This is a genomic window from Rhodococcus sp. (in: high G+C Gram-positive bacteria), from assembly GCF_049299235.1.
GTDB lineage: Bacteria > Actinomycetota > Actinomycetes > Mycobacteriales > Mycobacteriaceae > Rhodococcus.
On record NZ_JBAQXC010000253.1, the window covers coordinates 1 to 12,317 of the forward strand.

Below are 12,317 nucleotides of genomic sequence, written 5' to 3' on the forward strand. Positions count from 1 at the left end.
CGCCTGGCCGGTCAGGGAGACACCGCGATCGCCGGCGGAACCAGCGCACTGATGGACATCGTCCGCAGGACGGTGCTCGAGGCGGGCGTGGACCTGCTGTCCGCGGTCACCGCCGCGACCGCCACCCCGGCGGCACTGCTCGGCCTGACCGGGGTCGTCGGTGACCTCAGCCCGGGGTGCCGCGCCGACCTCGTCGTCCTCGACGACACGCTGATGCCCCGCGCCGTCATGGCGTCGGGCACCTGGCTCACCAACACCCTGCCCACCAGCTGAAGGACAACATCCCGATGGAAATCGTCATTGCCTCCGACGCGGCCGCGGCCGGCACGATCGTCGCCGACATCTTCGAGCACGCGGTCCGCTCCGGTGCCCGAACGCTGGGTCTGGCGACCGGATCGTCGCCACTGTCGGTGTACCGGGAACTCGCGCGTCGGCACCGCGAGGAGGGTTTGAACTTCGCCGGACTGCAGGCGTTCCTGCTCGACGAGTACGTGGGCCTACCCGCCGGGCACCCGGAGTCGTACGCGCAGGTCATCCGTACCGAACTCGTCGATCACCTCGACCTCGACAGCGACCGCGTCTTCGGTCCGGACGGCAGTGCGGCGGACCCCTTCGCGGCCGCCGACGCCTACGACCGCGCGATCTCCGCTGCGGGACCGGTCGACGTCCAACTGCTCGGCATCGGCGCGAACGGCCACATCGGGTTCAACGAGCCGACGTCGTCGCTGACCTCCCGGACCCGGGTCAAGACCCTGACCGACCAGACCCGCCGGGACAACGCCCGGTTCTTCGCAGACCTCGACGAAGTGCCGCGACACGTGATCACCCAGGGTCTCGGAACAATCTGTGAGGCACAGCATTTGGTGATGATCGCGACCGGCGAGCACAAGGCCGCCGCGATCGCCACTGCGGTGGAAGGACCCCTCGCCGCGGTGTGCCCGGCGTCGGTGCTGCAACTGCATCCGCACCCGACGATTGTGGTGGACGAGGCCGCGGCCTCTCAGCTACAGCTCACGGAGTTCTACCGCACCGTGTCCGCGCACAAGCCGGCCGAACAGCCCTACTGAGATTCGGCGGGCGCCGATCTACGCCTTCGCGACCTCGACTACCCGATCGCCGACACCGGCCCCGTTTGCGTCGACGCGCTGCAGGGTCGCACCCAAAGGCTTGCCGGGAATGCCCAGGGTGATCAACGCGGCCACGAGTGCGACTCCGCAACCGATGAGCAGACCGGTCCGGAAGCCGGCTTCGGTGGGCAGGGTATGCCCACCCACCTGCATGCTCATCTGCGCGAGCACCACGCCGACGACCGCAGCGGACGCCGAGGTGCCGATGGACCGCATGAGGGAGTTGAAGCTGTTCGCTGCAGCGGTCGCGGTCTGCGGCACCGACCCCATGATCAGCGCGGGCATCGCACCGTAGGCCAGGCCGATACCGACACCGCAGATGCTGGTGACGATCAGCAGGCCCCACGTCGACCCCATCAGCAACACCGACGAACCGTAGCCCAGCGCGATGACCAGGGATCCGACGAGCAACGTCATCTTCGGCCCTCGACCTGCGGACAAGCGCGCACCGAGCGGCGAGACCAGCATCATCATGATGCCGGAGGGCGCCATCCACAGCCCCATTGCGAGCATCGACTGGCCGAGTCCGTATCCGGTCGATTCGGGAAGCTGCAACAGCTGCGGCACGATCAGCGACTGCGCGTACATGGCGAAGCCGACGACGATGGATGCCAGATTGGTCAGCAGGACCGGCCTGCGCGCGGTGACACGCAGGTCGATAAGCGGATCCGCAACGCGCAACTCCCACCACGCGAAGACGCCGGTCGCGACGATCGCGGCCGCGAACATCCCGAGGACGACCCCGCTCGACCAGCCCCAATCGGCACCCTTCGAGACGGCGAGCAGCAGGCACACCAGAGCGATTCCGAGGGTGATCGCACCGATCGGGTCGAACTTTCCGCGGACTCCCTGGACGGGTGTGGCCGGCACGATCCGCCAGATCCCGACGAGAACGACAGCGCCGAGTATGGTCGCTGCCCAGAAGAGCACCCGCCAGTTCGCGTTCTCGGCGACCGCCGCGGCGACGGGCAGGCCGAGAGCACCACCGATGCCCATCGACGAACTCATCAGCGCAATCGAGGAATGCAACTTCTCCGGCGGTAGCACGTCGCGCAGGACGCTGATGCCGAGCGGGATCAGGCCCATGCCCAAGCCTTGGAGGCCGCGTCCCAGGAGCATCGGGAACAGGGCCGTTGCCGTTGCGCAGATCGCCGAGCCGACGATCAGGGGAACCGTGCAGGCGAGCATCACGGGGCGCTTGCCGTACAGATCACCGAGACGACCCGTGACCGGCATTGCGACGGCACCGGCGAGCAGGGTGATGGTGATGACCCACGAGGCGTTCGACACGGTGGTGTCGAGAAGGAAGGGAAGCTGCGCGATCAGCGGGATGACGAGCGTCTGCATGAGCGCCGCGACGATGCCGGTGAACGCGAGCACGCCTACCAGTGCGCCCGGACGAACTGCGGGTGTCGGGTTGTCCACCCCGAACTCCTTGTCTACATCAATACAATTAGTTGTACGTTACATATTTAGTGCATAATACATATTATGTGCTGGATGCACATCATGGTGGAATATTCGACTGCGGGACCCACGGGGCGAACACCTAGCCACAGAAGGACGAGATGGACAAGCCCACCAACCTGATCGAGTTCGAGACGATGCTGCTGGGACGGTACCTGAGCACGCAAACCGCCCGGCCACGACGCGAGGCAGGCCGCCTGGACCGAAGCGCCTACACCCTGCTGGGCAGGATCGAGGCGCAAGGCCCCATGTCGATCGGTGACCTGAGCGACGCATTCGGTTTGGATGCGTCGACGCTCAACCGACAGACCGGCGCGATGCTGCGCGCCGGACTGGTGGAACGGATCCCCGACCCCGATGGCGGAATCGCACGCAAGTTCCGCATCACCGAGGACGGCGCACGCCGACTCGCAGACGAACGCGCCCACAGCATCCGGATACTCGACGAAATCCTCGACGAATGGACCCCGGGGGACGTCGCGGCCTTCGCGGGCTGGCTCGAGCGTTTCAACACCGACGTCGAACGCTACGTCGGTCGTCCCTGGCCTCGCCGCTGAACCAGCCCGCAACCCAACGGAGGGCGACCGCGCTCCGGTCACCCTCCGTTGTGCGTACGCAGGTCAGATGTTGGCGTTGCCCGCCTTCCACGTCGCCCACGGGATGTTCCAGTCGCCCAGACCTTCGGTACCCTCCAGGATTCCACCGACCGTGTTGCGCACGACGACGATGTCGCCGCGCTTGGTGTTGTCGAAGATCCACTTCGCGTTCGCCGGGCTGAGGTTCAGGCAGCCGTGACTGACATTGCGCACTCCCTGATCACCGAGCGACCACGGTGCCGAGTGGAAGAAGATTCCGCTGTAGGACATGCGGGTCGCCCAGTCCACCGGGGTGCGGTAGCCCTGCGGCGAGTCCGCCGCGACACCGTACGTCGACGAATCCATGATCATGTGGTCGAAGCGGTCGCCGATGGTGTAGACGCCGTTCGGCGTCGGCGTGCTGTCCTTACCCATCGACGTCGGCATCGACATGATGGCGCTGCCGTTGCGGTTGACGACGACCGTCTTCGTGTTGTCGTCGACGTCGATGACCACCGCGTCGCCGATGGAGAACGACGAGTGCACATCGGACTGGCCGAACAAGCCGTCGCCGAGGTCCTTGCCGTACGCCTTCACGTCCACGGTCACGGTCGTGCCGGGCGCCCAATAGGCCTCCGGCCGCCACCGCACCTCGCGGTTGCTGAGCCAGTAGAACGCACCCGCGACGGGCGGGTTCGTTTCGATGGTGATCGCGGCCTCCGCCGCACGCCGGTCCGGGATGTTCTCGTCGAACTGCACCGCCACGGGTTGCCCGATGCCGACGACCGATCCCTCACCGGGCATCACATAGGGCTGGGTGAGGTTGCCCGGGGCACTCGTGGTGAACATCGCCGTGGAGGACGTCGCACCGCCGAGACCATACGCAACCGTCTCCAGCGTGTACTGGCGGCTGTAGCCGAGCGGTTCGGTATTCGCCCAGGTCGTCCCGTCCGGTGCGAGCACGCCACCGACCTCGACGCCGTCGGGGTTGCGGAGCGTGACGGACTCGAGTTTGCCGTTCACCACCGAGACGGTCACCGGGTCGATCGGCGAGAAGCCCACACCCCCGTCGACGACGCTCGACGAGACGGTCGGCTTGATGAGCGCGGCAAGAGGGTTCGAGTCGATCGGCACCTCGTCGGCTCCACCGGCTGATCCTCCCGCACACGCGGTGATGAACGTCATGACGGCGACGAGCATCGCACCCACCAGCGCCGTGACCACTCGCCGGGACCGGCGCCGTGGCGCCCCCGTTCTCATCTCCGTCACAATCCACCCTCCGGTTCCGGACCTCCCCCAGTCCGCAAAACTGCACGTCAATACACGTATCCACGATGATGCCAGCAGGCGAACACCGGCACCAAACCACAGGCCCCAAGTGTGGATAACGTTCGAATACCAATCGCCTGTCGCCGGCCGGGTGTTACGGGATACGACGGAGGAAACACTCGGCGACCAGGCGATTTGGCGCGAATCAACGGAGTGTGTAATCTTCTTTTCGTCGCCGGGACAGCGGATCGGAGACGCAGTGCCGAGCGCCATTAGCTCAATTGGCAGAGCAGCTGACTCTTAATCAGCGGGTTCGGGGTTCGAGTCCCTGATGGCGCACAGCAGAAGACCTGCACCGATGGTTCGGTGCAGGTCTTCTTCGCTTTCGCAGCCCGATTCGGGCGTACCGCTAAGCCCGTACCGCTAGTACACGATCACGACCGGGTCGCCGATCTCCACGTTGTCGTAGTACCACGCCGCGTTCTCGGTGCTCAGATTGATGCATCCGTGACTGACGTTCTCGTAACCCTGCGAATCCACCGACCACGGCGCGGCGTGCACGAAGATCCCACTCCACGTCAGCCGGACCGCATATTCGGTGTCGATCCGGTAGCCCTCGGGTGCGTCGATCGGGACCCCGTAGGTGGACGAGTCCATCACCAAGTCGCGGAACTTCTCGAGCACCGGGAACGTCCCTGTCGGTGTTTCGTAGCCGGGTTTTCCCATCGACGCCGGCATCGTCCGCACGACCTCACCGTCGATGGACACGGTGAACTGATGTGTGGACAGGTTCGCGACCGCGACGAATTCGTCGCCGGTGCGGAATTGCGTCCGGGTTCCGCCCGCCAGGACCGTGACGGCGGTGTGGCCCGGCCAGTAACCGTCCGGAACCCACTGCACCTGCCGATCGTCGAGCCATCGGAACCCGCCGGCGACGGGCACGGCCGGGACGATCGTGACGGACCGTTCCGCGGCGGCCCGATCGGTCACCGGCTCCTCGAACCGAACGGTCACCGGCTGTGCGATGCCGACTTCGGCGCCGCCGGCGGGTGTCAGCGTGGCCACCCGCGGTCCGCCCGGTGGGGCGATGCCGATGGTTCCGGCGGATACTGCGGCTCCGGCGCCCAGGACGGGGGTCGCGGCGAGTATCGCGACCACGGCAAGTCGTGCAACATTTTGTGCGTTCCGCATGACCGTCAGCCCCTTCGAAGGCGAGTCGATCGACGTCATCCCAGTGAACCACGCCAAGATCGAAGCCGGAAGGCACGCGCACGTCACAGCGAACCGCGTACCGGAAGCGGGCACCGCTGCCCAGTCGTGGTCGGCGGTGCCCGTCGGTGATCAGCGCAACAGTTTGCGCAGAACCAGAGCGCCGACGACGACACCGACCGCAATGACGGCGTACTTGACGTTCGGCTGGCTCACCTTGGCGACAATCATCTGTTTGGTGCCTGCCACCAGGTTCTTCGGATTGGTCCGCACCGTCAATTCGTCGAGCGTGCTCGCGAGCTGGTTGCGGGCATTCTCGATGTCCCGTTCGATGGCCTCGGTATCCCTACCCACGTGATCCTCCAGAAGTCGCTGCGGTGTGCTGCGACCACGGTAGTGGACACCGGGTCCACTACCGTGGCGGACGTGACGGAAACCAGCAGACTCGCCCCCGGCGACACCGCGCCCGAGTTCACCCTTCCCGATGCCGACGGCAACGAGGTGTCGCTCTCGGACTACCGCGGCCGCAAGGTGATCGTGTACTTCTACCCCGCCGCCGGCACGCCCGGCTGCACGAAGCAGGCGTGCGATTTCCGCGACAATCTCGCCGAACTCAACGGTGCCGGCCTCGACGTCGTCGGGATCTCCCCGGACAAGCCGGCCAAGCTCGCGAAGTTCCGCGACACGGACGAGCTGACCTTTCCGCTGCTGTCCGACCCGGAGAAGTCCACGCTCACCGCGTGGGGCGCGTTCGGCGAGAAGAAGCTGTACGGCAAGACCGTGACCGGCGTCATCCGTTCGACGTTTCTCGTCGACGAGGACGGAAAGATCGAGGTCGCGCAATACAACGTGCGTGCGACCGGTCACGTCGCCAAGCTGCGCCGCGACCTGGCGGTCTAGGCCTCCGCGGCCTCCAGCACCGTGCGGTACTTCGGCGCTGTTCCGCCGAGGTACCGCACGGTGGCCACAGCCTCACGACGACAGCCCCACGACGACATCGTTCTGCGCTGCGCAAATGCGGCCTGCACCCCGGTGCGACCCATCTCGACATCGGATGCGGTCGGAGCCCGACGACGTTCCGAGCGGTCGACCCTTCCGACGTGACGACGCCCTGTTCCACCTGTTCATCGAACGCGAGATCTTTCCCGGCGGGCAGCCTCCGCCACCGGACGTGGTCGTCGAGTGCGCCGAGCGCGCCGGTTTCCGCGTCGACCGCATCCATCCGCTCGGCTCGCACTACGCCCGGACGCTCGAACGCTGGGCCGCGGCGCTGTCCGCACGGCACGCCGAGGCGGTCGCCTTGTCGTCCGAGGACACCTACCAGCGCTTCGTGAAATATCTGCGCGGTGCGGCCGACCGCTTCCGCACCGGACACATCGACGTGATGCAATTCACGCTCGCCGCGTGAAGGTGCAGGTAGATGCCGTGCCGCGATTGCTGCGACTCGCCCTCACGGATACCTCTCGGCAATCAGGCACGGTGCGGCTAGCCTGGGCGCGTGGAGTCTGCAACGAACGCGCGGCGAACTTCGCGCCGGATCGACCCGGCGCTGGAGGTGCAGTCAGCGCCACAGGAACTCGTACCGCGGCGGCGTCCGACGCAGGAACGCAGCCGACGCAAGTTCGACGCACTGCTCAGCGCGTCGCGGGAACTGCTCACCGAAGTCGGCTTCGAATCGTTCACCTGTGAGGAAGTCGCATCCCGCGCCGACGTTCCGATCGGCACCCTTTACCAGTTCTTCGCGAACAAATACGTCATCGTATGTGAACTGAACCGTCAGGACCTGGTGGGCGTGCGTGACGAACTCGCCCAGTTCGACGGGAAGATCCCGTCGGTCGACTGGCTGCGGTTCCTCAACAGTTTCGTCGACCACATGGCCGGATTGTGGACCACCGATCCGTCGCGCCGCGAAGTGTGGCTGGCGATGCAGTCCACCCCGTCGACCCGTGCGACCGGCGCCATCCATGAACGCGCGTTCGCCGAGCAGGTCGAGCGGATGCTCGCACCGCTGACGCCCGACACGCCCAGGCCCCGCCGCAAGCTGATGGCCGAGGTGCTCGTCCACGTCGTCTACTCGATGCTGAACTTCTCCGTTCAGGACGATCAGTCGCACAGCGACGCAGTCGTCGAACTGAAACGCCTGATGGTCGCGTATCTGCAGGTTGCCGAACAGGATTCACGTGCGCGCGCGAAGAAACGCAAGCGTGTGCAGGCGCGGGCCGCGGCGACCGAACCCGCCACCACCGACGACGCCCCCCGCACGAACGACGAATTCCGCACGAACGACGACTGGGAAACGGAAGAAGCCGGGGAGGCAGCGACCTCCCCGGCCTGAGCCGTCCCGACCGGATCTACCCGTCGGCCGGACCTTCGAGTACGACGAACGCGCCTGCCATGTCACCGTCGTGGGTGAGCGACACGTGGACGCTCATGCCCGCAAGGTGTTCGGCCACCGCGCCGTGCAACCGGATACCGGGCCTGCCCCACGCATCGGAGATCACCTCGATGTCCCGGTGAATACCCTCCGGCAGCACCGGCGGGCGACCGAACATCGACGCCGACCAAGCCTTGATCAGCGCCTCCTTCGCCGCCCACCGGGCCGCGAAATGGCGGCCCGGGCGGGAGCTGCGGGTGTTCGCGTCGCGACGCTCCCCCGGTGTGAAGTTCGTGAGCATCGCGGTGCCGGGCCGGCCCAGTTGCTCCTCGAACTCCGTCACCGAGACCAGGTCGAACCCGACACCCGCGACTCCCATCCCGCTGCTACCTTCCCGCCGGCCCGGACCGATCCTGTCCTACTTGCAGCCGGGCAGGCCCGAGCGGTACACGTCGTCGTCGCCGAGACGCGCCTCCGCACTGAGCAGCATGTCCGCTTCGAGCTGCCGGGACGCCGTCGCCGGAACCCCGTCGCCGCCGAGACGACGGTCCGCCGGTCGCTGGTAGAGCGCGGCGCCACCGGTCATCGCGTCGGCCAGGCGACGCTTGCCTGCGACCGTGCGCTGCTGCGACTGTGCAACATACGCGTCACGACGTTCGGCGGGGATCGCCTCGACGAACGCCTGCGGGTGCACCACCGCGATCAGACCGGACACATGCCCGAACCCGAGGCTGGTCAACAGACCGGCCTTGAGCGCATACCGCTCACCGAACCGGATCGGGGTGCGCGCCCACACGAGGTGCTCGAACTCGGCCATCTTCTCGTCGACACAGTCCAGGCTGCGGTTCGGCGGGACGACACCCTGGCTCAGGACCTGGCACAGGCCGATCAGCTGGAACGCTGCCGCGCCGCCCTTGGCGTGACCGGTGAGCGACTTCTGCGACACCACGAACAGCGGGTTGCCGTCGCTGCGGCCCAGCGCACCGGCGAGCCGTTCGTGCAACTCGGCTTCGTTCGGGTCGTTCGCCGCGGTCGACGTGTCGTGCTTGGAGATCACCGCGATGTCGTCGGCAGTGACACCGAGCTTGCGCAGTTCCCGTGCCAGACCGGATGCGCGGCCACCGCGACCGGCACCGAGAGCACCGATACCCGGCGCCGGGATCGACGTGTGGACACCATCCGCGAACGAACCTGCGTACGCCACGACACCGAGGACCGGGAGACCCATCTCCAGCGCGAGATCACCGCGCGCCAAGAGGATGGTGCCGCCACCGGCCGACTCGACGAACCCGCCGCGACGGCGATCGTTGGCCCGCGAGAAGCGACGATCGTCGATGCCCTTGGCGGTCATCTCATCGGACTTCGCGGTGGCCGACATGTCGCCGAACCCGACGATGCCCTCGATGCCCAGGTCGTCGAAGCCACCGGCCACGACCAACTCGGCCTTGCCCAGCTTGATCTTGTCGACGCCTTCCTCGACCGACACCGCGGCCGTGGCGCACGCCGCGACCGGGTGCACCATCGCGCCGTAACCACCGACATAGGACTGCACGACGTGCGCGGCGATGACGTTCGGCAGGGCTTCCTGCAGGATGTCGTTCGCGCGGGATTCACCGAGCAGCGTGTCGATGTACAGCGAGCGCATCGAGGTCATGCCGCCCATGCCTGTGCCCTGCGTGTTCGCCACCAGCGACGGATGCACCCAGCGCAGCAACTCCGACGGGGTGAAACCACCGGTGAGGAACGCATCGACCGTCGACACAATGTTCCACAGACCCACCCGGTCCACCGCATCCGCCATATCGGCGGGGATGCCCCAGCGGGTGACGTCGAACCCGGTCGGGATCTGGCCGCCGACCGTACGGGTCAGCTTCGCCTTGCGTGGCACGCGAATCTCCGTGCCTGCCTTGCGGGTGACCGTCCAGTCTCCGGACTCGGCGTCGACCGCCGCGACCGTGTTCTCCGGATCGGAGTCGACGAACGCACGGGCCTCAGCCTCGGACCCGACGACGAAGGACAGGTCCTTGTCGAGGAACACCGAAGTCATCAGCGGCGCCGTGTTGTCGATCATGGCGCCGTCGTCGGCGTAGCGGCGGATACCGCAGCGTTCGACCACCGCGTCGTGGTACCGGTCGGCGATCTCCGCCTCCGGCACCAACTCTCCGGTTTCGACGTCGTAGAAGCCGGGCTTCGGGTCGTTCTCCCATTCCACCAGCCCGGTCACCCACGCCAGTTCGAGTACACCTGCGGCCGAGAGTTCCTCGTCGACCTCCATCTCGAAGCGGGTACGCGCCGAACCGTACGGGCCGAGTTCGCCGGCACCGACGATCACGACCAGGTCGGCCGGGTCCACGTCGAGTTGCTTCCACGCCGGAACCGGCAGGTCGGCGTCGAGTCGCGGCGCGGACGGCAGCGCGGCGATGGTGCCCGACTCGTCGTCGACGTCGCTCTCGGCGGCGTCGTCCGCGTCCTGCGCCTGCTTCGCGAGCGCCGGCAGGTCGAGGTCCGCCTCGGCGAGACCGCCGGTGAGATCCGCGACCAGCGGCGTCTCGGCGGCCAGGCGCTTCGCTTCCGGGCCGACGAGCTTCAGCAGCTCGGCTGCCATCTCCTGCGTCGACCAGGTGCGCACACCGGCTGCCTCGACGGCCTCGACCAGCGGATCGTTGCCGCCCATCAGGCCGGTGCCGCGCACCCATCCGATGAGAGCGTGCGCCAGGGTGACGCGCTCGGCCCAGACCTTCTCGGAACCCCAGCGGGTGACGACCGCGTCGAGTGCGGCCTTCGACTCGCCGTAGGCGCCGTCGCCACCGAACATGCCGCGGTTCGGGGAACCGGGCAGCACCACGTGCAGGTGCGTGTCGACGTCGCGGTCGTTGCCGATCGCGGCGAGACCGGCGACGAGCCGCTCGACCGACCACAACAGCACCCGCATCTCCATCTCGGCGCGGGCACCCGCGTCGGCGAGGGACCCGGCCACGCGCGGCGCGGCGAACGGGAACAGCAGCGTCGGGGTCAACGCATCCTTGATCAGCTTCTTGGCGCCGCCCGCGTTCTCCACGGTTTCGGTGCCGATCCACTCGATCAGTGCGTCGACATCCGAGTAGGACGCCATGTTCGCGGGGATCACCCACAGGGCCGCACCGGCCCGTGCGTTCTGCGCGTACAGCTTCTTGTAGAAGCCGAGGCGGGAGTCGCTCAGACTCGAGGTGGTCACGACCACGGTCGCGCCACCGGCCAGCAGCTTCGCCGCGACAGCAGCGCCGATGCCGCCCTTGCTGGCACCGGTCACGACCGCGACCTCGTCGGCGTATTCGGCGTCGGCGACGTCGGTGGCGGCGGTCGCGATGCGGCCGAAGGTCTCCGCGAGCACAGTGCGGCCGACCTCGGTGGCCTTGCGCTCCCAGAACGTGGCGTGCGCGGCGACGGTCGCACCGGCACCCGCGAATCGTTCGACGGGGATGTTCGACTCGTCGAGCCAGACCCGGGCGAGGTCTTCACGGGCGGTGGCCCAGCGGTCGTCGATCAGGACCGCCTTGCGGGCATCGAACGCCGGGGCGACCTGACGCGGCCAGTCGGAGCCGAGCTCCGCGGAGACCAGATCGATCAGTTCACTGTCGGCCTTGTCTGCCAGGCCCGAAGCCTGCTCGGTCAAGCCGAGCTGCTCGAGAACGAGGCGCGCGGCGTTGGCGAGCACACCGTCACGGCCGGTGATCTGCTCGGCGAACTCACCGAGAGCAGCGGCGTCGACTGTCGCTCCCCCGCCACCACCGGTGGACGGCATGGACACCGCGATACCACGGCGACCGGCGACGGACTGCACGGCGGCGTCGATCAGCGTGTCGACGGCGGCAACGTCGGCCAGGGCGCCCTGCGACAGGCCACCCAGGTCGCCGCCGCGGATGGACGCGCCGTCGCGGCTACCGAGCGCGACCTCGGCGGTCACGTGCTGGGTCCAGCCTTCGCCCAGATCCCACACCTTGGTGACGCGGTCGGCGACATAGGCGGGGCGCTTGCCGGACGGTCCGAACACCTTGCGCAGGTGGTCGTTGATCGAGTCGGTCAGCACCGGGCCGAACGGGCTGTAGGTGCGGGCGAGACGGTCGACCGTGCCTGCCAGTGCGCCCATGTCGGCGTCGGCGGCACCGTCGATCGCACCGAGCGACAGTTCGGAACCGAGGTCGACGAGCAGCTGGTTGCGGCGCGAGGACACACCGTCGCACAGGGCCTCGATCGTGTCGACGGGGCCGATCTGGTCGGGACGCAGCTTCGTCCACAGGGCGATGAGCACCTGGGTGG

Annotated in this window: 12 protein-coding genes and 1 tRNA gene; 7 read left to right on the forward strand and 6 right to left on the reverse strand. The window is 67.5% G+C overall.

Features of this window, described 5'->3' with window-relative positions:
• Both WAX14_RS15085 and nagB read left to right on the forward strand, forming a co-directional pair.
• Positions 1–273 (forward strand): amidohydrolase family protein (locus WAX14_RS15085; protein WP_422628866.1); only part of this gene is annotated, 273 nt, incomplete at its 5' end.
• A 14-nt stretch (positions 274–287) separates the two neighbouring features.
• Positions 288–1,067 (forward strand): glucosamine-6-phosphate deaminase, encoded by a 780-nt coding sequence (gene nagB / locus WAX14_RS15090; protein WP_422628867.1) that lies wholly within the window; start codon positions 288–290, stop codon positions 1,065–1,067.
• An 18-nt stretch (positions 1,068–1,085) separates the two neighbouring features.
• Here the strand turns inward: nagB and WAX14_RS15095 are convergent, their stop codons facing one another.
• Positions 1,086–2,552, reverse strand: coding sequence for an MFS transporter (locus WAX14_RS15095; protein WP_422628868.1), 1,467 nt, complete (start codon positions 2,550–2,552; stop codon positions 1,086–1,088).
• Between the two features lie 143 nt (positions 2,553–2,695).
• Here WAX14_RS15095 and WAX14_RS15100 point away from each other — a divergent pair, with 143 nt between their 5' ends.
• The gene (locus tag WAX14_RS15100; protein ID WP_422628869.1) at positions 2,696–3,151 is read left to right on the forward strand and encodes a MarR family winged helix-turn-helix transcriptional regulator; all 456 of its coding nucleotides are present in this window, start codon (positions 2,696–2,698) and stop codon (positions 3,149–3,151) included.
• 63 nt (positions 3,152–3,214) lie between these two features.
• Here WAX14_RS15100 and WAX14_RS15105 read toward each other — a convergent pair whose 3' ends face one another.
• A complete protein-coding gene (locus WAX14_RS15105; protein ID WP_422628870.1) occupies positions 3,215–4,429 on the reverse strand; it encodes a L,D-transpeptidase in 1,215 nt (404 codons plus the stop codon).
• A 275-nt stretch (positions 4,430–4,704) separates the two neighbouring features.
• Here WAX14_RS15105 and WAX14_RS15110 point away from each other — a divergent pair.
• Positions 4,705–4,777: transfer RNA gene (locus tag WAX14_RS15110), tRNA-Lys, on the forward strand.
• A gap of 84 nt (positions 4,778–4,861) precedes the next feature.
• Here WAX14_RS15110 and WAX14_RS15115 read toward each other — a convergent pair.
• Together WAX14_RS15115 and WAX14_RS15120 are read right to left on the reverse strand one after the other, a co-directional pair.
• On the reverse strand, positions 4,862–5,629 hold the full coding sequence (locus WAX14_RS15115; protein ID WP_422628871.1) for a L,D-transpeptidase: 768 nt from the start codon (positions 5,627–5,629) through the stop codon (positions 4,862–4,864).
• Positions 5,630–5,779: 150 nt separating this feature from the next.
• On the reverse strand, positions 5,780–6,001 hold the full coding sequence (locus tag WAX14_RS15120; protein WP_422628872.1) for a DUF3618 domain-containing protein: 222 nt from the start codon (positions 5,999–6,001) through the stop codon (positions 5,780–5,782).
• A 72-nt stretch (positions 6,002–6,073) separates the two neighbouring features.
• Between WAX14_RS15120 and bcp the strand changes: the two genes are divergently transcribed.
• The 3 genes from bcp (at position 6,074) to WAX14_RS15135 (ending at position 7,982) form a co-directional block, all read left to right on the forward strand.
• Entirely contained in the window at positions 6,074–6,547 is a 474-nt protein-coding gene (bcp, locus tag WAX14_RS15125) for a thioredoxin-dependent thiol peroxidase (RefSeq protein ID WP_422628873.1), read from the forward strand.
• A 154-nt stretch (positions 6,548–6,701) separates the two neighbouring features.
• A complete protein-coding gene (locus WAX14_RS15130) occupies positions 6,702–7,055 on the forward strand; it encodes a class I SAM-dependent methyltransferase (RefSeq protein WP_422628874.1) in 354 nt (117 codons plus the stop codon).
• Positions 7,056–7,145: 90 nt separating this feature from the next.
• Positions 7,146–7,982, forward strand: coding sequence for a TetR/AcrR family transcriptional regulator (locus WAX14_RS15135; protein ID WP_422628875.1), 837 nt, complete (start codon positions 7,146–7,148; stop codon positions 7,980–7,982).
• A gap of 16 nt (positions 7,983–7,998) precedes the next feature.
• Here the strand turns inward: WAX14_RS15135 and WAX14_RS15140 are convergent, their stop codons facing one another.
• The gene (locus tag WAX14_RS15140) at positions 7,999–8,400 is read right to left on the reverse strand and encodes a holo-ACP synthase (RefSeq protein ID WP_422628876.1); all 402 of its coding nucleotides are present in this window, start codon (positions 8,398–8,400) and stop codon (positions 7,999–8,001) included.
• A gap of 39 nt (positions 8,401–8,439) precedes the next feature.
• The coding region (locus WAX14_RS15145) for a beta-ketoacyl synthase N-terminal-like domain-containing protein (protein WP_422628877.1) at positions 8,440–12,317 on the reverse strand (3,878 nt) is incomplete at its 5' end.

Bases quoted from the DNA above. Each gene is read 5' to 3' on its own strand.
- nagB (WP_422628867.1), top strand. From the start codon at position 288: ATGGAAATCGTCATTGCCTCCGACGCGGCCGCGGCCGGCACGATCGTC.
- WAX14_RS15100 (WP_422628869.1), top strand. From the start codon at position 2,696: ATGGACAAGCCCACCAACCTGATCGAGTTCGAGACGATGCTGCTGGGA.
- WAX14_RS15115 (WP_422628871.1), bottom strand. From the start codon at position 5,629: ATGCGGAACGCACAAAATGTTGCACGACTTGCCGTGGTCGCGATACTC.
- WAX14_RS15140 (WP_422628876.1), bottom strand. From the start codon at position 8,400: ATGGGAGTCGCGGGTGTCGGGTTCGACCTGGTCTCGGTGACGGAGTTC.
- WAX14_RS15130 (WP_422628874.1), top strand. From the start codon at position 6,702: ATGCGGTCGGAGCCCGACGACGTTCCGAGCGGTCGACCCTTCCGACGT.
- WAX14_RS15105 (WP_422628870.1), bottom strand. From the start codon at position 4,429: ATGAGAACGGGGGCGCCACGGCGCCGGTCCCGGCGAGTGGTCACGGCG.